This window comes from Candidatus Culexmicrobium sp., from assembly GCF_058356305.1.
In genome coordinates this window covers 1-20,821 of sequence record NZ_JBTVBB010000001.1, presented here as the reverse complement: position 1 = coordinate 20,821, position 20,821 = coordinate 1, and the positions used below count along the sequence as shown (strand labels likewise).

The following is a 20,821-nucleotide window of genomic DNA, read 5'->3' as shown; positions in this document are numbered from 1 at the left end:
TTTAGCTTGGTAGCCATGTAGGTTTAAATATCCATGAAGTCTTCATAGTTGCCATATCGAAGCTTGCTGCTCTTTCAATGGTTAATTGTCCTTCTTTTTCAATAATAGTGAATATTTCAAAGGTTGCACCAAATCTATCTCCATTTTCATCGAGCTTATACCATCCACCTGCCCCAAAGTAGTCTTCAGCTATTTTTGAGATTATCTTTTGTACTTTCTCTGGATTATACTCTCCTACTTCAAGTATTGCCTTTGTTAAAATCCATAATGCGTCATATGCGAAGATGTCATAGGCTCTTGGCTCTGTTCCAGTTATTGATACATATTTTTCACGGAAGCTTTCATATTTGTCTGATCTTGTGGCTCCAATCATCATTCCTAGAACTTTTAAGTTTCTAGCTACATCTCCAGCCTCCTTTATGACATCCTTCATTCTAAAGGCAATTCCATCTGATCCAACCCATATAACCTCAAATAGTACTGGATATTGAGATGCTTCTGTTAGTATCATTATTATTTCCTCGAAACTCCAAATACCTATTGCTACTTTATCTACTCCATATTCTTCCACTGCTGCATTTACAGCGTCTGCTAGTGCTTTAACTTCAGCGGAAAACTCTGTTTTCTCAGTGCTGTATCTTATTCTTTCATATACTACTCCTCCTAGATCTTCAAAGTGTTTTTTGATGTATTCATAGTTTCCATCTCCCCATGCATCTGCCCTTTGAATTACAACTATTGCTTGAATTCCAATTTCTTTTAACATGTTTGCTAAGGCCTTGCATTGAGTATCGTCTGTTGCAGGGAGTCTAAATAGATAGTCATCTGGAATTGCTAGATAGGGTGCAGTTGAAGCTTCACTAACTATAAGTATTTTATTTTCATTGGCATAGTCGAGAATTGCTTTACACATTGAGCTCCATCCGGGGCCTATTAGAAACTTTACTCCTCTTGCGTAAAGGCTTTGAGCTTTTTCTAATGCTTTTACTGCTGAGCCCTCTGCATGTTCATATAATACTTTAATTGTGATGTCTAAATCCATGGATTTTAAGTAGTTGTTTACCTCTTCTTCAGCTATTTTTACCGCTGGCATAGTATATTCTACGTATGTTGGGGAAGCTGCGATATATCCAATTAAAATTTCCCCTCTTAGTCTTGGGACTTCCTTTATTACTTCTACTTCTTTTATTACTTCTCTGGGAGGTACCGTTGTATAACCGATGCCGTAGCCTATACCTAGACAAATTATTGCTATGATTACTATCACACCTAGCGTTTTCCCTTCAAAAATACTCAATTTGTCATCACCAACTAAATATTTTGTAAATGCAAGTTATAAAATTTTGTCAATGAAAGGCTTGTATTATTTCTAATTAATTTAAATTTATAAAGAAATACTTATAAGATAACTTTTACTCTTATCTAATAATTCTTTTAATATAAACTTTTATGTCGCATTTAATCTTATCATTAACATCCTATTTCTGTATTCTAAGGATTAACTCTATCATTAGAGATAAGGTTGTTCCGATTAGAATCGATGTTAGGCTGGCAAATCTTGATTCGACATTAAATATGTTAGTTATCACTGCATAAGCCATTATTGCAATTAATGCTCCTAATCCAAGGATCTTTCCTGTTTTTCTCTGTTCGGTTTTTCTAACTGGTTTTTTAGGTATGCGTTTTTTAATGGTTTCATAAAACTTTATAGCATTGGATTTTTCTCTAAACTTTATTTTCTTTACTTCTTCTCTTAAGTAAACTTTAACTTCAATTTTTCCTCCTCTAACTTTTCTTGGATAGTCAACTTTGAGAAGGTCTTCATAGTGAAGGTCTTCTCTATAATAGCTTATTATTTGTGCGGATCTGAAGGGTGTTGGAAGTCTTTTTAATCTGGCTAAAGCTGTATCTTCTCTTCTTTTCTCACTATAGTATTCCTTAAAGAGTTCTGGATCCATTAAGGTGAATATTTTATAGTTGTCCCAGAACACTACTGCTATTTCTGGGTCATAGATCTTTATTTTGTCATATTCCACTTTAACTTTATATTTTTCTTTAATTTCGTTGAAGCTTCTGCCGCGTAGAATTTCAATTAATGCATTATATAATCTTTCTGCTTCTTTTTCATGTAGTTCTATTGTGATTGTCTTAGTTTTATACAAGTCATCTTCATTGATTTCTTCCCAGTATATTTTAATGGTATTACTGATTAATTCAACTCTTTTTAACTGTTTTAATGGAATTATTTTGGTGGGTTTTCTAAGTTCACTGAGACTTGAAGCGTACATGGCTTGATATTGTTCTAGTAGTGATGGAGCTGCAAGTCGTCCTAGAAATGGTTGAACTTCTCCAATGCCAATATATAATCTGATTTCATTTTCAGTTAATTCCACTAGGCTTTCTTTACCCCAGAAATCTATTTTTTCACTCATTTTTCCACATTCATGATAACTTGCTTGAAAGTTAAATCTAAATCTTTCGTGACTAGAAGAGTCAAGTATTTCATTCTCCCTACTTTTATGGGGGATTGTTCTTGTCTCTAGCTTATGAGAAGATTGTTATTTTTGCTGATAGAGAGTTTGAAGACCCTGAGTTATTTTACCCATACTACAAGTTAATTGAGGAGGGTGTAGAATCATGGTGAAGATTGAAAAGAAATTAATTGAGATTGGAGAGAGACCTGATGGAACTAAAGTTCAATTACCTTTAATTAAAATTAAAGGTGAAATTGATGGCCCTAAAGTCTTTATAGGAGTAACTATTCATGGAAGTGAAGTTACAGGTCAAGTTAGCATATGGAAACTTTTAGACTATATAAATAGACGTGGGCTTAAGGGAGAGTTAACAATTATTCCTGTTATGAATCCTGAAGGATTCAATTATAATGTTCGAGGTATCCCTGAATCCACTATTGACCTAAATAGAATCTATCCAGGAGATCCTAAAGGATCATTCGCTGAGAGAATTGTAGCTAAGATTTGGGAAGTAGCTAAAGAGCATGAATTAATTGTAGATGTTCATACTGCTGGCAAGTCAATACCCTTCGTATTATTAGATCCTGCACCGCAACCTCTCCGAAGTAAAATTGAAGATTATGCACACTCCATGGGTATAACAGTTTTAGATGAATTTCCACCTGAAAAATATGAGAGACGTGCTTTAGCAAAAAGTCTACCAGGTGTTGCAATTAAGGAGAATATTCCATCATTTACAGTTGAGCTTCCAGGATATAGAGGTGTGGATGAAATTGGAGCTGAAGCAGGATATAGAGCTCTAAAAAACCTTCTAATTAAGATTGGAATGCTTAGCGGTGAATTTGAAAAAGTAGATGATTTAGTTCCAGTAATAAGAGAGAAGAATTATAGAAGAGAAACCATTCAAAGCAACTATGGAGGACTAGTTGAATTACGTAAAAAACTAGGTGAAAAAGTTGTTGAAAATGAAGTAGTTGCAATTATTCGAAATATATTTGGAGATGTGATTGGAGAAGTGAGAAGCCCATGGAACGGATATATCATAAGTATTAATGCGTCATCAAGAGTAGCTACAGGAGGAACTGTCGCATCAATTGCAATAAAAATGGAGCAATAGATTAACAAATCAAACTATAATTTATTTTATGGAGTAATTTTTAGCTAAGCAGTATGAAATATGACATCAAAATTTAGGTTAACAGTAAATGTTGGCTCAGCCGGTTGATCCATCATCAACTATCAGACAAGGCTGAATTCTTCATCGCCAATATTAATATTGAAGTTAAAAATATAAAGCTTAATAAGTTATCTAGTGATCTCTTGACAACTTAGGATTCTATTAATTTTATTTATTTTCATTTTTATGTCTCTAACTTCTTGATGTGCTCTAAATCTTAGTTTTATCGATATAATAGGATTTTTCTCTGCTAGAATCTTACCATCTAAAGCTCTCATTATAAACCATGGAGGAGCATAGTCTATAATTCTAATGTCTACTGGTAACTTTATTATTGATTCTATTCTTTTTGACAATTCTTCTTCGTAGCATTCCACCTTATTATATGGTATGTTATATCCTGTAAATACGGCTATGTCAATGTCTCTGAAAAATTTGAATTTAATGAATCCTCCGAAAATCACAGCTAATTGAATTTTTTCCTCTTTATTTAAAATTTGAGATAATTTTTTGATTATCCTATTTTTTTCGTTATCATTTATTTTATGAAATTTAAATTTTCTTTTTTCCTCAAGGATCCTTATTGACATATGCTTCAACCTCTTTGATAAACTTCTTGATAATGCTTACTCCACTATTTTTAGCTTCCCTATAAATTCTTGCATCGTCAATATTCCAATATCTGTGCACAATCATGTTGCGTAATGAAGATAAATTTGTCATGCCATCAGCGACTTGGTAGCTTAATACACCCTTCTCCAACAATTTCAAAAATACTTCTCTATAACTTTCTGCACTTTCATTAAAAACTTGCTTAAGTATTAGTAACCCTAGATCTGTGGCTGCTTCAACAATAAATATTATTGCATATCGCATCGCAAACCTTTTACTTCTATCCCTCAAAAACTCTTCTAAACTTGTTTGAATGAGATTTTCAACTTCTTCTAAGCCCTCTCCAACTTCATTAACTAAATTTCCAGCATACTCCCTATCAATTTTAACCATATTTTATTCTCCAAGTCAGACTTCACCATTATTTAACCTAAGTTCACTTTAAGCTAATTTAAATTAAGCTTAAATACTGTATATAATTCTAACCTAACTTTTCATATGAGAATTGAGATTATATAGTATGATGCTAAAGTGACAAGTGGAATGGCGAGATTATCATCAAGTAAATGCTGTTTTTCTGCAATTGCTGAAATTAATGTTATAACAGTTCCTCTCAATATCCCTAGAAGCAGTATGGCTACTGGAATTCCAGCAATGATGAAGGCTATTGTGCCAACTAGAGTCTTACATGCCTTTCTTACTTCTGGATCAGTTGAAGTGTAAAGTGAAAAAGCCTTTTCCCTTTTCTCAAACAGGAAAAAGCGTATAATCCCAGTGACACCGTCACCAATTGCAGTTAGAAGCATTGCTGTAACTGCTAAGGGACGATTGACATAGAAGAAAGCTGAGCCGATAACAAGGTACATTAAGCAATAGTATACTTCACCAAAATTACCTTTAATCTGAAACCATTTCCTCTCACTATTCCTTAAATGTGGGATCAATGTATAGAGAAAGAAAGCAAAGGAAGCAATTATCCAAATATAAACCTCATTGAAAATATAGAGATAAGCATAGAGTGCGGGAATAGTGCTAAAGTGAATAATCTTCCTATTAACCCAACAATATTCAACACCAATTCTCTCTGTAACTTTAATTGCAATAAGAATTGGAATTCCCACAATTAAACCAATGATAAAATCATTTAAGAGTGACTGCATAAACTCCATCCGTATAACTACTAAAACTCAATTGACAATTTAAAATTTACCATGTTCTCTCTTAAATTGTCCGAAGGAGAAGTATTAATTTCAGGCTATGTATTATCAAAAGACTTTGTAAGGTAGCAAGAAAATACATGAGGAAATTTTGCTCATAAGTTTTCTTCATTATATTTCAAAAATGGATTTACGGAGTAAAGAAATATAGCTGGATAGTTGAATTAGGTGCCGTAAGCTCAATACTTAGGAATAATTATTCTGGTTTACTTGCGTCATCATGTTATGCAATCTCAAATATAAAGGTAAAATATCTGCACTAAAAATATCCAAGAAGGGATGAAGAATATATTTATTAAGCGATTTTATCGAACTATATTCGTTTTCACTTTCATTTCCTCTAGATTAATTTTCACTCCAACTTTTTCTCCTATTTCTTTTAACTCATTTATAATGTTCTTATGAATGGGAATTCCAATTCTAAGTCTAGTTTTCATTGTAAGCCAAGCTTTCTCTCCCGGGATCCATATTCTTTCAGCCTTAGGATGCTTAGTTAAGCTCTTGATATATCTCTTATATTCCTCCATTCTATCTAAAAATTCATTTAATGATGTAAATTTGCTTGGATCAACTGCTAATATAAAGTGGCCAACATTAGCTTTTCTACCTTCAACTGCTGAACCAACATTTAATCCCCAATTAGCTCCAGTTAAAACTCCACATAAGATATCAATAGAAATTGATAATCCAGAGCCCTTATGTCCTCCTAAAATTTCACCTAAACCTCCAAGTGGAAGTAGTGATCCTTTCTTTAAAATTACTTCTGGATTATCGGTCAATTCACCTTTATCATCAATACCCCATCCAATTGGTGCGTGTTTTTTCTTCTTAACTAAAACTTCAATTTTACCGATGGGCACAATAGAGGTAGATGCATCAAATAAGTATGGAGGTGGATTTCTTGTTGGAATTGCAATTGAAATTGGATTAGTACCAATGTTCCTTCCAATAGTATTTGTATAAGCTGCTAATGGTCTAGAATTAGTTAGAACAATACCTATCATTTTTTCATTGGAAATTTTAAGTGAATAGTAGCCTGCAATTCCAAAATGATTACTATTTCGAATGCCGACAACACTAACACCATACTTTTTAGCCTTATCAATTGCAATTTTAACAGCTCTCATGCATACAACCTGTCCCAATCCATGATCACCATCAATTAATGCACAGGCGTGATAGTCCTTAATGACTCTGATATCAGGGTTAATCTTAATAGATCCATCCATTAACCCTTTAACATATCTACCTAATCTCTGAACACCATGACTTTCAATTCCGAAGAGATCAGCTGTAACAAGTACGTCAGCGACAATCATAGAACTATCTCTAGGGACATTTAAAGTACAAAAAATGTCATAAATAAACTTTTTAAGTTTTTCAGCATTAACTCTAACATAATCCTCAATAGGTTTAGGTGTGCTCTTCTCATAGAATTCCAATATAAACCCACCTAGAGAGTTGTGCTCTAATTGGATAAATAGTTTATGATATTATTTATGTAATTGAATTATCGACAATAATTGTTAATAAAATTTCACTATTAATGTAGTTTATCCATCAGATGTAAGCATAATTATAGCTTCAGCATCAATGACAACATGGTTAATTTTAGGGAAAACTTCAACATAACAGGAGTAACAATCCTAGAAATAATATCATTAAATTCCATCAATTTGGAGCATATATACATCAATAAAATGCTCAAAATTAAAGTAGTAATTATTAATCTAGGATGCTATACTAATGCCTCTTATAGAGAAATTATAATAAGCTTATGATGAGACATCATGCAAATTTAAAATAGAATGATTTAAGATTTTACCAGCTAAAAGATACTTAAAATTTTTAAAGTAAGAAAAATAGGGGAACATGGAATGGACAAGAATATTATTGTCATAATTGTAACTATTGTAATCTTGGTTTCATTGGGGGTTGGAGTATGGTCTTTAATTCAAATTGAAAGAGAGACTTCATCTAAAAACCTTATTGAGTTAGAGAGTGAAGGGGCAGAAAGAACTCTAATTTCAGTTTATGACAATTACAAAATAAACTCCAGTCTTAAAACTGCATGGGTTTTCTAATGTTTAATAAAAACTCCCAAAGAATTAATATTGTTTGATACTGGAGGAGATTCTGGGATTTTACTTTTTAATTTGAAGCAAATGGGAATTGACCCAAAATCAATTAGTAAAGTAGTTATTTTCACATATACATGGAGATCATGTTGGTGGGTTGGATGGTTTCTTGGAGAAAAACAGTAAAGTTACAGTTTTTATTCCAGCTTCATTCCCAGCTTCAATTAAAGAAATGATAATAAGTTATGGAGCAAAATTCATTGAAGTTTCTAAACCAATGAAGATCTCTAGCTTTGTCCATACTACTGGTGAGCTCTATGGGCCTCCAAATGAACAATCCCTAATTATAAATTCAAAGAGAGGACTAATAATAATCGCTGGCTGAGCTCATCCTGGAATAGTCAATATAATTAGAAAAGCCAAAGAATTAACAGAGAAGGATGATTATTTGGTTATTGGAGGTTTTCATCATCCACCTATAAGTGTGGTTCAGGAGTTTAGAGAACTTGGAGTGAAGAAAGTTGCTCCATCACATTGTACGGGTGATTTGGTTAGAGAAGCCTTTGCAAAGGAATTTAAGGAAGATTTTATAGAGTTTGGAGTTGGAAAAATAATTGAAATAAAATGAAATTAAATAAATAAGCTTCAATAATTCTAGGTAAAGGTAAATAATCAAATTAAAAATTAAATTTGATTATTTGCTTTTCTTTTTAACTATTAGAGCTACTGCTCCAATAGCTGCTATGGCGGCTACTGCTCCAATTACCATGAATGTTGCATCTTGTCTGGGTGGTGGTAGTTTGACTGTTATTTTAACGGTACTTTGACTGGTTAATCCTTTTTCATCATATACTCTAACTGTGATTGTATGGGTTCCTTCACTTAGCTGTTTAAATGTATAGGTTGTTTTTCCTGTAACATCGATCCAATTTCCTGTGTTAAGTCTTATTTCAGTTTTCTTAATTTTGAATGATCCTTCAGTTATACTCCACTTAATTGTAATTTCATCTTTCTCAATTGTTGTTCCGTTCTGGATTTCTAAGATTTTTATTGATGGTGGTGTTGGTGGATCAAATACAGTGTAGCTGTAGGTTTCTGATATTACCCAGTTTCCTACATTGTCTATAATGGTTATCTTGTAGTAGATGGTTGTTCCATTAGGTTGTGGATTTATATTGGCTATCCATTTTCCATTTTCATTTAAATCCATTGTAATATGGTTCCATGTTGCCTTATCTTTGCTCCAAGATAATACTGCTTTATATATGCCTGATTTTTCATCGAAGGCATTACATATGACTTCTACTTTGTCAATGCTTCTTGGTTTAGCTGGTTTATGTTCAATATTTCTAATCTCTGGTTTTTCATATTCTCCGAATACTGTTACTGTTCCTTCAAATCTATTTTCACCCCATTGTGCTAAAACTAGTTTTCCTTGTGATGCACTTATTATGAATGGTCTTTTAGGTATTGTGTGCTTCCATGCTAAGCTTCCATTTAGAAATATTGCGAATAAATTATTTTCAGTGTTGCCTTCTGCTCCAATTACTATTTTAGCATTTGTCCCAGTTGTTATTACTGGATTTGTTCTGAATATGTTTATTGATGGATCTGTAAATTTCCATAGTATTTCCCATGATTCTTCATCAACTGCAATTAACCCTTTTATTTCTCCAAGTCCCTGTGCAATGAATATTTTTCCTTCATAAATTTGTGGTGCAAATTTTGGTGTGGTTGCAAAATTTTTCTTTTCAATTACTTCACCGTTATTGATGTTTATTTTTATTAATTCACCTCTGCCAGATGTTAAATATACATTTGCACCCTTAACGACTGGTATGCTTAACTCTAAACTTCCAGGATTGGTTGACCATAAAACTTCTCCATTATCTGTATTTAGGGCGTAGATGTCTCCATGTTCATTGGTTATAATTATTTTATCTTCACTATGGGAGATGCCTCTAATATTTGAGGCTCTATCAAGTTTTGTTTTCCAAATTATTTCTCCATTACTTGCATCTAAGCAGTAAACTGTATGGGTAAAGTGTATTGAACCCACATATATTCTGCCATTAGCGACAATAATATTGGATGTTACACCTGTGTTACCGTCTTCTGGTAGAGTTTGAATCCAAACTAGATTTCCACTTGAAATTGATAAGCAAACTACTCTTCCTTTCTCTTGATAGATGTCAGCTGAAGTTGCAATATATAAGTATTCACTATTAGACGCGACACTCACAATGAAGACTTCAAGGCCAAAGGCTTTATCAATATACCATGGATATAATGAGTCACCATAGATTGCTGAGCCCCATTTTAATTCACCATTATTTAAATCTAAAGCGAAAATAGATTCTCTGTCATAAATTATAATTGTGTCCTCAACTATTATTGGTGTTAATGGGAAACCTCCTCTCTCAGTACTAATGCTGAAACCCTTCTTGGGGGGAGCACCACCTATACTCCAAAGTATGGTGTCAATGTTAGGTATTGGTGAAGCTGAAATACATCCGCTTACATCGCCTGTTTCACAAATCCAGTTAATATTTATTGGAGGCATCCACTCATCTAATGGAGCTTCAATTGAACTTACATCGTAAGTGATGGTAAACCCTAGAAGTAAAATTAATAGTATAAGGTAATTTCTTCTCATACTGTTCTCCCCAAATGAATAGTCATTTAATGTTTTGACTTCGACTTTATATAACTTTTAATAATTAATTTAATAGAAATTTAATATTTAATTAACACTTAATAACTAAACGAAATAAACTTCTAACTGCTTCTCCTCCATAATTTCTCAGCTATATCTTCAATTGCTATTTCTAGTGGTTCCAGCCAATTTATTGCTTATCAAGGATTTGTCAGCTAAATGGGAGATTCTTGTTGCACTTGATATGATTAAAACTTCTAGGTGGCTTCTAGCTGTATTGAAGATTATTTTAATAGCTTCAATTGGAGTGATCATAATTTTAATTCTCTTGCCAGACGAATTGGAATTAAGAGTTGTAAAGGTTTCATTTTCTCAAGATTAGCTAGTCTTATTAGTTTTTAATGTTTTATAGCAATATTAGTAAGTATTTCCACGTGTAATACTTGGAGGTCTTAAGTGAATGGTTAGAGAGGAGTCGCTGGATTGGTTTGAGGAGGGAAAGGTCGACTTTGATAGAGCTAAGAGAGCTTTAGAGAATTGTGATTATAGCTTGTCATGCTATATGTCACAACAGGCAATTGAAAGGGTTTTTAAGGCTTGTTTTATTGTTTTTCTTCGTAAAAGGCCGCCTCGAACACGTGACTTGACAATATTATATGAGGAGTTAAAGGAACTTTTAATTCTTCCCCTTGAAGTTGTTGAAAGTCTTCCAGAGGTTTCCCAATATTATGTCACAGCTAGATATCCTAATGCTGGAATTAGGAGACCCTCAATAAGTTTTTCTAAATCTCAGTCTATACGTGCATTAGAGGTGGCAAGAATTGTCATTGAAAAAGCTGAAAAATTATTCCATACCTCCATATGTAATTAAAGCTTTAGAAGAATTAATCTTAAAGCTAAAGAAGCTTTACAGTGATGTTGAGGTGTATTTATTTGGTAGTTATGCTAGAGGGGAATGGCTTGAAGATAGTGATATAGACTTAATAGTAATTCCAGCATACTTTGAAAATTTATCTCTAGGTGAAAGATATAAAATTGTAGAATTTAGCCAGTAGAAAACTCTCCTTTGAATTTCTAACCTATACTCCAAGTGAATTTGAAATAGTAATGAATAAGAGTGTTATTCTTCAAGATGCAAGGGAATATTGGATTAAGTTGACATAAGTATTTCACGTGAAATTTAGAGTAAATTTAAGGTTTCCCTATAAAAAATCTAATATAATTCTCTGCATAAATTCCTAGTTTGATCTAGTATGAAGTCAAGTTTAGATTTTAATCCATCCGACTTTGTATCTAAAGCTGTAGAGGAAATAAGAAGTATTGTTGGTGAAGAAGAGGCTGTAGCTGCATGTTCTGGAGGTGTTGACAGTACTGTTTCAGCATATATTGCTAAAATGGCTTTAGGAGATAGGCTTAAGACAATATATATTGATGATGGCTTTAGACGTGAAGGTGAAGTTGAGGAAACACTAAAACTACTAAGCAGTATTGGATTAAATCCAATATTACTAGATAGAAAACATGACTTCTATAGAAATCTTAAGGGAGTTAGAGATGCTGAGAATAAGAGGAAGATCTTTAGAGAAACATTTTACACTGTGATTTCAGATTTCATGAAAACTCATAACATAAGATTTCTAGTTCAAGGAACCATTGCAGCAGACATAGTTGAAACAAAAGGTGGAATAAAAACTCAGCATAACGTCCTTGAACAGATAGGTATAGATTATGGCTTCAAGGTGGTTGAACCATTAAGGGAACTATACAAACCTCAAGTTAGAGTAATTGCAAGACATCTAGGACTGCCGAAGGAAGTTTCAGAGAAAATGCCTTTCCCAGGTCCGGGATTAATGATAAGAGTTGTAGGAGAAGTCAATCCGAAGAGAGTTGAAATAGTGAGGAAAGCAACTAAAATAGTTGAAGAAGAATTAAAGGATTTAGAGGCATTTCAAAAATTTGCAGTTCTACTACCAGGAAGAGCAACTGGAATTAAAAATGGAAGAAGAAAGTATGGATATATGATTGCCATAAGAGTTGTAGCTTCAGAAGATGCAATAACAGCACAACCAATAGAAATATCCTTCAAAAAGCTAAGAAGAATTACAGATCGAATAACATCAGAAATAAAGGAAGTAGTAAGAGTCCTATATGAATTAACTCCAAAACCTCCATCAACAATAGAATTCGAATAAACTTATGAAACTATGCAAAACAATTTAAAAGCTCAAGCAACCTCCTAGTAATCCTAGCTGTTAAACCCCAAATAACATAATCCCTATAAACAAATCCCTCTACAATCCTCCCCATAAAATAAATGTTAGAGAAATTTAGCATTTTTATTGGCACCCAAAAGCAATCTTCAATTTCAAATGAAAACTTCATTTTAGGCTTAACTTTTACTCTAAAAACTACTGGGAAAACCTTTAATTCAGGTTTATTTAATGGCCAAAAGACTCCTAAAACTCCAATCACATTGTTTCTACTCAACTTGAAGCCCAACTCCTCATATACCTCCCTGATAGCAGTATCAACCACATCTACATCACAATCTTCACATCTACCCCCAGGAAAAGCCACTTGCCCAGACCAGGGATCCGTAGGGCTAAAACTTCTCTTAACAAACAATAATTCCAAACCATTATTTTCAAATAAAACTACAGCTACAGCAGCTCTACTCAAATTAGCTCGTAAATTTAACTCGAATTTCCTTAGCTTAGAATACAGTTTATCTAGAATCATTATTCTTTAACCCCACTGAACATGAATATTACGCGAAACAAATTAATAGAGCTTATCGACAACAGAGGGTATTTAATAAGTGAAATACACTAATTTAAACTTTAGAATCTAATAGTGTAGACTATTTTAGATGACAAGCTACATAGTGTTCACTTTCAATTTTCTTCATTTTTGGCTCTAACTCCCTACATATTGGTTTTGCTATTGGGCATCTGTCATAAAATCTACAGTATGGTGGTGGATTTATTGGGCTTTGAGGTTCACCTTTTGGTGATTTTAATCTCCCTCTTAATCGTGGATTAATTGAAGGTATTGATGAAAGTAAAGCTTCTACATATGGGTGTTGGGGATTGTTTATTATCTGGTCTGTTTCTCCTATTTCAACTATTTTCCCCATATACATTACGGCGATTCTATCACTCATATGTGCTATTATGCTTATATCATGGGTTATAAATAGATATGTAAAATTATACTTTTTCTGTAATTCCATTAGTAGATTCAATATTTTTGCTTGAACTGATACATCCAATGCTGATGTCGGTTCATCTAGGATTAAAAATTCTGGTTGAAGTGCCAATACTCTTGCTATAGCTACTCTCTGCTTCATACCTCCACTTAGCTCATGGGGATACTTATATAAATGTTCCTCCTTTAAACCTACATCCTCTAAAATTTTTATTGCTATTTCTCTTCTTCTATTTCTATCTTTACATATTTTATGTAGTTTTAATCCTTCTGTTATTAGACTTTCAACTGTCATTCTTGGATCTAGTGAGGATGCTGGATCTTGAAATACCATTTGCATTTTTCTCCTTAACTTTCTGAATTCTCCTTTAGGTAGTTTTAAAATGTCTGTTCCATTAAACAATATTTTTCCGTTTTCTGGTTCTATTAATCTTAAGATACATCTTGCTAGAGTTGTTTTTCCACTTCCACTTTCACCGATTAATCCTAGTGTTTCTCCTCTTCTTATAGTTAGATTTACTCCATCTACTGCATGTATTCTTCCAATAATTCTCCTGAATATCCCTTTTCTTAAGTAGAAGTATTTTGTCAGGTTTATTACTTTTAGGATAATGTTATTTTGAGTCATCATCATCCTCCATCAAGTATATAGATGACATGAAACTGTATGGTCATTGTTTATTATGCATTTTTTGGGTTTATTTTTACGGCATATTTTCATGGCTTTGGGACATCTTGGATGAAATTTGCATCCTGATGGAGGGTTTATGGGGCTTGGTAGGCTACCTTGAATTGTTCCGAAGTACTTTGTTTTACTATGTAGTTTTGGTACTACACTTAGTAATCCTTTAGTGTATGGATGAGCTGGATTTTCAAATACATCTATTAGTCTTCCAGATTCAACAGCTTCTCCACAATACATTACCACTACTTTATCACATAACTCTGCTATTACTCCAAAGTTATGTGATATTAAGAGTATTGCTAGCTCTTTCTTCTCATGGAGTTCCCTTAGCAATTCTAGTATTTGTGCCTGAATAGTTAAGTCTAGATTGCTTGTTGGTTCATCTGCTATTAGAAGTAATGGATTTGAGGCTAATGCTATTGCTATCATAACTCTTTGTGCCATTCCTCCACTGAGTTCATGTGGATATGCATTCATTAATCTTTCTGGGTCTGGTATTTTAACCATAGATAGAAGCTTTATTACTTGTTCTCTAATTTCTGATTCATCTGTAATATTTTGATGCACTTTAATTATTTCGCCTATCTGGTCTTTTATTCTGAAAAGTGGGTCAAGGGATGAGATTGGATCTTGAAAAATCATTGAAATCTTCTTACCCCTAATATTAACCATTTCTTCTTCGCTTTTCTCTAATAAGTTTTCTCCATCAAATACTATTTTTCCATCAATTATTCTTCCTGGTGGTGGAACTATCCTTAATATTGATAGTGCAGTGACAGTTTTTCCAGAACCGCTTTCTCCAATAATTCCTACTATTTCACCGCTATTCACTGTTAAGTCTAATCCATCAACTGCTCTAAGTATTCCTTCTGGAAGATAGAAGTATGTCTTTAGTTCTTGAATATCTAATAGTGATTTCTTCATATCATCCTCCTCCGTAACCTTGGATTTAAGACGTTACTTATTGCATCTCCTAGCATGATTAATCCTAGTAGGGTTAGTACTAGGAATGCTGTTGGAAACATGACGATCCATGGAGCTTCCCTTAAATATGGGCGTCCACCACCAATTATATTACCCCAACTTGGATGAGGTGGTTGAATTCCTATCCCTAGAAAACTCAGAGCAGCTTCAATTAATATCATGGATGGAATGTTGAGTATAGCGTATACTAGTAGTGGATTTATACAGTTTGGAAATATGTGGAATACTATTATTTGTAAGTCATTAGCTCCTAGACATTTAACTGCTTCAATAAATCTCCTCTCACGTAATGATAATACTTCTCCTCTAACAATTCTTGCAAATCCAGCCCACCATGCAACTCCAATTGCAATCAATACATTTTGAAGTCCAGGTCCAAATGCAGCTGCAAAGGCTAATGCTATAAGAAAGGTTGGAAATGACCAGAATGCACTTGTAATTACCTCTATTATTTGATCTATTATTCCACCATAATACCCAGCAGTTAATCCTAAGGGTACACCTATAATTATTGCTACGAAAACTGAAAATACACCTACAATTAATGAGGCTCTAGCTCCGTAGAAAACTCTACTCATTAAATCTCTCCCAAGATAATCGGTTCCAAAGAAATATTCTGGAGATGGTGGACTAAGTTTGTCTTCAAGTGTTTGTTCATATGGTGATTTAAGTGAGAGTATTGGAGCTGCAATTGCTATAAACATTATTATTGACGTTAAAATTATACCAATTTTACCATCCCTTCTACTCCAAATTAACTTTAAGTTTTGTAGGAGTCTTTGAGCGTGATAAACTTTTGAGCTCATCAATCATCCCTCAATTAACGATATCTAATTCTCGGATCTACAAGAGCGTAGAGTATGTCTGCAATTAAATTTCCAATCACAACGAAGAAGCTCAATAGGAAAATAACTCCTTGAACAACAGGGTAGTCTCGTCTTCTAATTGCAGTTATAAGTAGGGTTCCGATGCCAGGTCTGGCGAAAACCATCTCAATTACAACTGATCCTCCAACAATCCATCCTAAACTTAAGCCTAGTAAAGTTATGAATGATATTAATGCATGTCTTAATGCATGTTTATAGATTATTGTTCTCTCAGACAAGCCTCTAGCTCTTAATGATAAAATGAAGTCTTGACTTAATACTTCTATCAATCCACTTCTAACTAGTGATGCTGGTAAAGCTATTCCAGATAAACCTAAAACTAATGCTGGCAAGATTAAATATCTAATATCACCACTACCTCCAATTGGAAACAATCTTAGTTGCATTGAAAAGAAGTAAATGAAAATTAATCCTATACAAAAGCTTGGTGTAGCATAGAAAAGCAGTGAAGTTGATGTTAATATTTTCTCAATTATTGATCCTTGCTTTATAGCTGAAATTACACCAAATGGAATTGCAAGTAACATAGATATAATTAGTCCAGTGAGCATTAATTCAATTGTTTTAGGTAGTCTGTCCATAATCATAGTTAAAACAGGTTCATGAGTATAGAGAGATCTACCAAAATCTCCAGTCAAGGCTTTAGATAGGAATCTAAAGTATTGGATGTGGAGAGGTAAGTCTAAACCTAATTCTGCTCTAAGCTTCTCATAGGCTTCAGGGGGAGCCTTCGGACCTAAAAGTAGCAATACTGGATCCCCAGGTGTAAGTAGTAATATTGAGAATGAAATGAATATTGCAAGTAATATTGTTGGGATAACCATGAGAAGACGCTTCATTAAATAGGTTCTCATATCCATTAAATTAGTCCTCCATAATAAAAAATTGGGGTAGTATATTTAAGCGCTGTTACTTGGCTTAATCAGCTGAGGAGGTAGGGGTAATATCCCAGTCAAGCTTAATGTCAACAACTCCCCAGACACCCATCTTAACACCAGTAACATGCTTATAATAGGCTGCAATTATCCTTGGATATATTATTGGAACCCATGTAACTTTCTGTATCGCATAGATGTGAGCCTGCTTAAACCTGGCTACACGTTCCTCCCATGTTGGAGCTTCCATTGCATATTCAAGCATTCCATCAAATTCAGTATCATTAAACCTTGAATGATTTGGAAATGGTATCATTCTTGAATGGAAGAACCAGTCTAGAATATCAGCATTAGGCCAGAACCACCATCTAATATACATTTGCTGTACTCCAGCCCTCAATTTATCATGAAAAGTAGTCCAATCATAAACTTCAATTTCAATTTTAATTCCAATTTCAATTAATTGTTCCTGAATGACCTCAATAGTCTTAACTATTTCTGATGCATCATGAGCTAAACATTTAAGTATAAGTTCTTTTCCATCCTTCTCTCTAATTCCATCGCCATCAACATCAATCCATCCTGCATCTTCTAGCAAATCTTTAGCATAATCTGGGTTATATCTGAAGTGATACTCTTCTGGAATTTCATGTTCAGGAACTACTGGAGGTAATAGTACATATGCTGGATCAGCATATCCAAAGAACACGTGTTCAGCTATTGCTTCTCTATCAATAGCAAATGCCATTGCCTTTTTAATTATTAGTCCATCAGTTGTATTCCATGGCCAAACTTCATGGTTAAACCATAAGGAATAAGTTCCATATCCAGGCCCAGACAAAACAGTCATCTCAGGATTCTTCTCATAATCCTTAGCCTTATGTGGAGGAACCTCTAGAAGCATATCAACTTCCTTAGCTTCAAACATCATAATTCTAGTAGTCTCTTCAGGAACAATTCTATAAACTATTTCCTCAATATATGCTGGTCCTCTATTTGTACACCAAGCTGGCCCCCAACGGTAATCTGGATTTCTTGTAACAACAATTCTTTCTCCACGAATCCACTCCTTCAAAATAAATGGGCCAGAGCCAACTACATACTTAGTACCATAATCTTCACCATACTTCTCATATGCACTTTGACTCATAATACACATATAAATTGTAGCTAAATTCCAAAGTAGATTAGCGTCAGGACGCTTCATAATGAAGACTAAGGTGTATGGATCGGGTGTCTGCATTTCTTCAATTGGGTCCACCATGTATGCCGAGGGCCCCTCTTTCAACTTCATTAAGCTCCATGCAATGGCAGATGAATTAACTGGAGTTCCATCATGAAATTTAACTCCACGCTTCAAATAGAAGGTCCATTTCAAACCATCTTCAGTGACTTCCCATCTTTCAGCAAGTCCATCCTTAAATTCTAGGGTAATTGGATCTTGTGTTACAAGTGTATCATAAATATCAGCTAGAACAGTAGTAGCCCAAGTCATCCTTGAAATATCCATTGTATCAGGCTCTGAGGATACTGCAATAATAAGTCTTTTAGGCTTAGGTGGCGGCTTGGGAATTAGGTATTGATAGTATATATAGCCAGCAGCAGAGGCAATAACAATCATCACTATAATCGCTATGAGAATTCTCTTCTCAATCATAAATAACCTCCTAAACATATTTTGAAAGGCAATTGTATATATCTTTCCATAACAATTCAATTTTTTACCAATTCTTACGTGAAACTTATATTTCAATTTTTGAAATATTCATGGGGTGAAATAGTTGAGGTTTTCGCCTTTAAGTAGTGTTGACCTATTAAGAAGTGTAATTTCATCTAAGCCTTCAAGATTTGTTTTGAATCAATCAGTTAAGAAGTGTAGAATTGATGGTGATAGTAGAGTTGAAATAGCATTAGAGTTGATTGCTGGAACTAGAAAAACAGCATGCTTTACATGTACACATATAGTTGCTCCAATAATTAGAGGGTTTATTGCTAAGGGTGCTAAGCTATTTGGGGTCGATGAAAGTGAATTGAAGGAGCAACTTAAACAGTCATATTGGAGGAAGGGTATTGCAAGTACACTTAAAGGTATAGTTAGATTTGGAGCTAGAAAGCCATTTACACCTGGAGCACCATTATTAGTGGTGTGGGATTTCACCTATAAATGCAATTTAAAGTGTAAGCATTGCTATAGCTCGGCTGGACAAAATAATTTATATGAAATGAGTACTGATGAAGCATTATTGACAGTTAATAGATTAGCTGATTCAGATGTAACTTCAATTGCATTTTCAGGTGGAGAACCATTAATGAGAAGAGATTTCTTTGAAATAGCTAGATCTGCATATGACTATGGAATGTATATTGCACTTGCAACTAATGGCACACTGATCACTAAGGAAATTGCAAGGAAACTGAGAGAGAATGGCATTAAATATGTGCAAATAAGCCTTGATGGAGCTAAACCTGAAACACACAATTCATTTAGAGGTGTACCATGGGCATATGAAAAAACGTTGAGGGGTATTAGAAATTGTATTGAAGAGGGATTATTTGTTGAAATTGCAACTACAATTACAAGACACAATTATCATGAAATATGGGGTATAATAGATTTATGTAGGAGGCTAGGGGTACCATGGTTAATGACATATAACTTCATACCTACAGGTAGAGGTAAAAATATAGTTAAACTTGACTTAACACCCATAGAGAGGGAGAATTTATTAAAAAGTTTTATTAAACAAACATATATGAATAGTGACATAACACTACTATCAACAGCACCTCAATACGCTAGGATTGCAATTCAAATTGCAAGAGAAAACGAGAATAAAGCACTAATAATGCCAACTCACTTCTGCAATATACCTGCAGTTGGCAGAGTAATGGAGATAGCTGACTTCATAGGTGGATGTGGAGCTGGAAGACTCTACTGTGCAATTGAACCTGATGGTTCAATACAGCCATGCGTATTCCTGCCAATAAAAGTTGGAAACATAATTAAAGACAACTTTGAAGAATTATGGACTAACAACCAAGTATTCAACAACCTAAGAAATAGAGATAAACTAAAAGGAAACTGCGGCACATGTGAATACAAGTATATTTGTGGTGGATGTAGAGCTAGAGCATACGCATACTTCAATGACTATCTTGCACCAGATCCAGGATGTATTAGAAATGAAGAATACTGGAGAAAGATATCATGTCAATCGAATTAGTTGAAGACACCATCAAAGGACTATTCAGAGCATTCATACTATGGCTCTTATCCAAAAAACCAATGTACGGCTACGAATTACTAAAAAACCTATCAGCACTACTCAACGGAAAAATAGGGCCAAGCGTAATATACACAATACTATACAAGCTTGAAGATGCAAAACTAATAGAAGGAGCATGGAAATCCATTGGAAAAAGAAGAAAAGTAAAATACTACAAAATCACAAAAGAAGGCCAAATAACCCTCAAAAAAATAAAAGAAGACATATCAGAAAAACTAAAACACTTCATCCAATACCTAATAGAAGAAGAATAAACCAACCAATAAAATTACATACAAAAGAAAACTATTAAATTCCCTCAAACATCACTGCAAATCCAATTAAATTAGCCTATTAAATTAATTAACTACTCGTCAACAAATATAATGCAAATGAGAAATTAAGATTACAATTTAAAGGTATACTTTCACACAACTAAATATAGTCCGCAACTGGAACTTTTATCATTAATTTCTTGCAAGTTTATTTGGTTCCCATGATAGTATGAGAAAGAAGCTTTCAGAAAGTCTTTTAACCCTAAAAAAGAAAAGAATTATTTATGTGAACCCAAAAAAGGGAATTGAAAGCTTACTTGACACTATTCCCGGCAGCTATTCATTTCAGTATGCCTCTAGCCTTCCTACAATTCAGTCTAGAAAGCAAGAAATGGGTAGATGGCTGGGAATGAGCTGGGTTTGGGCTG

At 33.8% G+C, this 20,821-nt stretch carries 25 protein-coding genes; 12 read left to right on the top strand and 13 right to left on the bottom strand.

Annotation, left to right across the window (positions count from 1 at the left end; translation table 11 throughout):
- Position 1 precedes the first annotated feature (1 nt).
- Positions 2-1,297 carry an ABC transporter substrate-binding protein gene (locus ACW8TM_RS00125; protein ID WP_491531238.1) on the bottom strand — a complete coding sequence of 432 codons (1,296 nt, stop codon included), beginning with the start codon at positions 1,295-1,297 and terminating at the stop codon, positions 2-4.
- Positions 1,298-1,478: 181 nt separating this feature from the next.
- Positions 1,479-2,432, bottom strand: coding sequence for a hypothetical protein (locus ACW8TM_RS00120; protein ID WP_491531237.1), 954 nt, complete (start codon positions 2,430-2,432; stop codon positions 1,479-1,481).
- Between the two features lie 205 nt (positions 2,433-2,637).
- On the opposite strand from ACW8TM_RS00120, the gene ACW8TM_RS00115 reads away from it, so the two are divergent.
- On the top strand, positions 2,638-3,591 hold the full coding sequence (locus tag ACW8TM_RS00115; protein WP_491531236.1) for a succinylglutamate desuccinylase/aspartoacylase family protein: 954 nt from the start codon (positions 2,638-2,640) through the stop codon (positions 3,589-3,591).
- 188 nt (positions 3,592-3,779) lie between these two features.
- Here ACW8TM_RS00115 and ACW8TM_RS00110 read toward each other — a convergent pair whose 3' ends face one another.
- From ACW8TM_RS00110 to ACW8TM_RS00095, 4 genes are all read right to left on the bottom strand, one after another.
- A complete protein-coding gene (locus ACW8TM_RS00110; RefSeq protein ID WP_491531235.1) occupies positions 3,780-4,241 on the bottom strand; it encodes a hypothetical protein in 462 nt (153 codons plus the stop codon).
- The gene (hepT, locus tag ACW8TM_RS00105) at positions 4,222-4,656 is read right to left on the bottom strand and encodes a type VII toxin-antitoxin system HepT family RNase toxin (RefSeq protein WP_491531234.1); all 435 of its coding nucleotides are present in this window, start codon (positions 4,654-4,656) and stop codon (positions 4,222-4,224) included. Before hepT ends, ACW8TM_RS00110 begins: the two co-directional genes overlap by 20 nt.
- Before the next feature lie 101 nt (positions 4,657-4,757).
- The gene (locus tag ACW8TM_RS00100; protein ID WP_491531233.1) at positions 4,758-5,423 is read right to left on the bottom strand and encodes a hypothetical protein; all 666 of its coding nucleotides are present in this window, start codon (positions 5,421-5,423) and stop codon (positions 4,758-4,760) included.
- A 362-nt stretch (positions 5,424-5,785) separates the two neighbouring features.
- A complete protein-coding gene (locus tag ACW8TM_RS00095; protein ID WP_491531232.1) occupies positions 5,786-6,922 on the bottom strand; it encodes an Ldh family oxidoreductase in 1,137 nt (378 codons plus the stop codon).
- Between the two features lie 159 nt (positions 6,923-7,081).
- Here ACW8TM_RS00095 and ACW8TM_RS00090 point away from each other — a divergent pair, with 159 nt between their 5' ends.
- From ACW8TM_RS00090 to ACW8TM_RS00075, 4 genes are all read left to right on the top strand, one after another.
- Complete coding sequence (locus ACW8TM_RS00090) at positions 7,082-7,261, top strand: hypothetical protein (RefSeq protein ID WP_491531231.1); 180 nt, start codon at positions 7,082-7,084, stop codon at positions 7,259-7,261.
- A 96-nt stretch (positions 7,262-7,357) separates the two neighbouring features.
- Entirely contained in the window at positions 7,358-7,564 is a 207-nt protein-coding gene (locus ACW8TM_RS00085) for a hypothetical protein (RefSeq protein WP_491531230.1), read from the top strand.
- A gap of 151 nt (positions 7,565-7,715) precedes the next feature.
- Positions 7,716-7,943, top strand: a complete 228-nt coding sequence (locus tag ACW8TM_RS00080; protein ID WP_491531229.1) for a hypothetical protein — start codon at positions 7,716-7,718, stop codon at positions 7,941-7,943.
- A 63-nt stretch (positions 7,944-8,006) separates the two neighbouring features.
- Entirely contained in the window at positions 8,007-8,186 is a 180-nt protein-coding gene (locus ACW8TM_RS00075) for a hypothetical protein (RefSeq protein WP_491531228.1), read from the top strand.
- A gap of 66 nt (positions 8,187-8,252) precedes the next feature.
- Here the strand turns inward: ACW8TM_RS00075 and ACW8TM_RS00070 are convergent, their stop codons facing one another.
- Complete coding sequence (locus ACW8TM_RS00070) at positions 8,253-10,214, bottom strand: outer membrane protein assembly factor BamB family protein (protein ID WP_491531227.1); 1,962 nt, start codon at positions 10,212-10,214, stop codon at positions 8,253-8,255.
- Positions 10,215-10,407: 193 nt separating this feature from the next.
- On the opposite strand from ACW8TM_RS00070, the gene ACW8TM_RS00065 reads away from it, so the two are divergent.
- From ACW8TM_RS00065 to guaA, 4 genes are all read left to right on the top strand, one after another.
- On the top strand, positions 10,408-10,596 hold the full coding sequence (locus tag ACW8TM_RS00065) for a hypothetical protein (RefSeq protein WP_491531226.1): 189 nt from the start codon (positions 10,408-10,410) through the stop codon (positions 10,594-10,596).
- A 78-nt stretch (positions 10,597-10,674) separates the two neighbouring features.
- Positions 10,675-11,085, top strand: a complete 411-nt coding sequence (locus tag ACW8TM_RS00060) for a HEPN domain-containing protein (protein WP_491531225.1) — start codon at positions 10,675-10,677, stop codon at positions 11,083-11,085.
- Positions 11,042-11,269 (top strand): nucleotidyltransferase domain-containing protein, encoded by a 228-nt coding sequence (locus ACW8TM_RS00055; RefSeq protein ID WP_491531224.1) that lies wholly within the window; start codon positions 11,042-11,044, stop codon positions 11,267-11,269. The genes ACW8TM_RS00060 and ACW8TM_RS00055 overlap by 44 nt, the downstream gene beginning before the upstream one ends.
- Positions 11,270-11,467: 198 nt before the next feature.
- Complete coding sequence (gene guaA, locus ACW8TM_RS00050; protein WP_491531223.1) at positions 11,468-12,406, top strand: glutamine-hydrolyzing GMP synthase; 939 nt, start codon at positions 11,468-11,470, stop codon at positions 12,404-12,406.
- Positions 12,407-12,416: 10 nt separating this feature from the next.
- Here the strand turns inward: guaA and ACW8TM_RS00045 are convergent, their stop codons facing one another.
- From ACW8TM_RS00045 to ACW8TM_RS00020, 6 genes are all read right to left on the bottom strand, one after another.
- Positions 12,417-12,953: an NUDIX hydrolase gene (locus tag ACW8TM_RS00045; RefSeq protein ID WP_491531222.1), complete on the bottom strand. Its 537-nt coding sequence runs from the start codon at positions 12,951-12,953 to the stop codon at positions 12,417-12,419.
- Positions 12,954-13,074: 121 nt separating this feature from the next.
- Complete coding sequence (locus tag ACW8TM_RS00040) at positions 13,075-14,052, bottom strand: ABC transporter ATP-binding protein (protein ID WP_491531221.1); 978 nt, start codon at positions 14,050-14,052, stop codon at positions 13,075-13,077.
- A gap of 9 nt (positions 14,053-14,061) precedes the next feature.
- Complete coding sequence (locus tag ACW8TM_RS00035; protein WP_491531220.1) at positions 14,062-15,030, bottom strand: ABC transporter ATP-binding protein; 969 nt, start codon at positions 15,028-15,030, stop codon at positions 14,062-14,064.
- Positions 15,027-15,896, bottom strand: coding sequence for an ABC transporter permease (locus tag ACW8TM_RS00030; RefSeq protein WP_491531219.1), 870 nt, complete (start codon positions 15,894-15,896; stop codon positions 15,027-15,029). The genes ACW8TM_RS00035 and ACW8TM_RS00030 overlap by 4 nt, the downstream gene beginning before the upstream one ends.
- A gap of 14 nt (positions 15,897-15,910) precedes the next feature.
- Complete coding sequence (locus ACW8TM_RS00025) at positions 15,911-16,837, bottom strand: ABC transporter permease (protein WP_491531218.1); 927 nt, start codon at positions 16,835-16,837, stop codon at positions 15,911-15,913.
- Positions 16,838-16,895: 58 nt separating this feature from the next.
- A complete protein-coding gene (locus ACW8TM_RS00020; RefSeq protein WP_491531217.1) occupies positions 16,896-18,509 on the bottom strand; it encodes an ABC transporter substrate-binding protein in 1,614 nt (537 codons plus the stop codon).
- 124 nt (positions 18,510-18,633) lie between these two features.
- Here ACW8TM_RS00020 and ACW8TM_RS00015 point away from each other — a divergent pair, with 124 nt between their 5' ends.
- From ACW8TM_RS00015 to ACW8TM_RS00005, 3 genes are all read left to right on the top strand, one after another.
- Positions 18,634-20,076 carry a radical SAM protein gene (locus ACW8TM_RS00015; RefSeq protein ID WP_491531216.1) on the top strand — a complete coding sequence of 481 codons (1,443 nt, stop codon included), beginning with the start codon at positions 18,634-18,636 and terminating at the stop codon, positions 20,074-20,076.
- Complete coding sequence (locus ACW8TM_RS00010; protein WP_491531215.1) at positions 20,061-20,393, top strand: PadR family transcriptional regulator; 333 nt, start codon at positions 20,061-20,063, stop codon at positions 20,391-20,393. The genes ACW8TM_RS00015 and ACW8TM_RS00010 overlap by 16 nt, the downstream gene beginning before the upstream one ends.
- Positions 20,394-20,622: 229 nt before the next feature.
- On the top strand, positions 20,623-20,821 hold a 199-nt coding region (locus tag ACW8TM_RS00005; protein ID WP_491531214.1), incomplete at its 3' end, for a hypothetical protein.

What these genes read in the sequence shown, in the direction of transcription:
- ACW8TM_RS00120 (WP_491531237.1), bottom strand. Translation starts at nt 2,432, where the DNA reads ATGAGTGAAAAAATAGATTTCTGGGGTAAAGAAAGCCTAGTGGAATTA.
- ACW8TM_RS00115 (WP_491531236.1), top strand. Translation starts at nt 2,638, where the DNA reads ATGGTGAAGATTGAAAAGAAATTAATTGAGATTGGAGAGAGACCTGAT.
- ACW8TM_RS00110 (WP_491531235.1), bottom strand. Translation starts at nt 4,241, where the DNA reads ATGTCAATAAGGATCCTTGAGGAAAAAAGAAAATTTAAATTTCATAAA.
- hepT (WP_491531234.1), bottom strand. Translation starts at nt 4,656, where the DNA reads ATGGTTAAAATTGATAGGGAGTATGCTGGAAATTTAGTTAATGAAGTT.
- ACW8TM_RS00100 (WP_491531233.1), bottom strand. Translation starts at nt 5,423, where the DNA reads ATGCAGTCACTCTTAAATGATTTTATCATTGGTTTAATTGTGGGAATT.
- ACW8TM_RS00090 (WP_491531231.1), top strand. Translation starts at nt 7,082, where the DNA reads ATGGTTAATTTTAGGGAAAACTTCAACATAACAGGAGTAACAATCCTA.
- ACW8TM_RS00085 (WP_491531230.1), top strand. Translation starts at nt 7,358, where the DNA reads ATGGACAAGAATATTATTGTCATAATTGTAACTATTGTAATCTTGGTT.
- ACW8TM_RS00070 (WP_491531227.1), bottom strand. Translation starts at nt 10,214, where the DNA reads ATGAGAAGAAATTACCTTATACTATTAATTTTACTTCTAGGGTTTACC.
- ACW8TM_RS00060 (WP_491531225.1), top strand. Translation starts at nt 10,675, where the DNA reads ATGGTTAGAGAGGAGTCGCTGGATTGGTTTGAGGAGGGAAAGGTCGAC.
- guaA (WP_491531223.1), top strand. Translation starts at nt 11,468, where the DNA reads ATGAAGTCAAGTTTAGATTTTAATCCATCCGACTTTGTATCTAAAGCT.
- ACW8TM_RS00045 (WP_491531222.1), bottom strand. Translation starts at nt 12,953, where the DNA reads ATGATTCTAGATAAACTGTATTCTAAGCTAAGGAAATTCGAGTTAAAT.
- ACW8TM_RS00040 (WP_491531221.1), bottom strand. Translation starts at nt 14,052, where the DNA reads ATGATGACTCAAAATAACATTATCCTAAAAGTAATAAACCTGACAAAA.
- ACW8TM_RS00035 (WP_491531220.1), bottom strand. Translation starts at nt 15,030, where the DNA reads ATGAAGAAATCACTATTAGATATTCAAGAACTAAAGACATACTTCTAT.
- ACW8TM_RS00030 (WP_491531219.1), bottom strand. Translation starts at nt 15,896, where the DNA reads ATGAGCTCAAAAGTTTATCACGCTCAAAGACTCCTACAAAACTTAAAG.
- ACW8TM_RS00025 (WP_491531218.1), bottom strand. Translation starts at nt 16,837, where the DNA reads ATGGATATGAGAACCTATTTAATGAAGCGTCTTCTCATGGTTATCCCA.
- ACW8TM_RS00020 (WP_491531217.1), bottom strand. Translation starts at nt 18,509, where the DNA reads ATGATTGAGAAGAGAATTCTCATAGCGATTATAGTGATGATTGTTATT.
- ACW8TM_RS00010 (WP_491531215.1), top strand. Translation starts at nt 20,061, where the DNA reads ATGTCAATCGAATTAGTTGAAGACACCATCAAAGGACTATTCAGAGCA.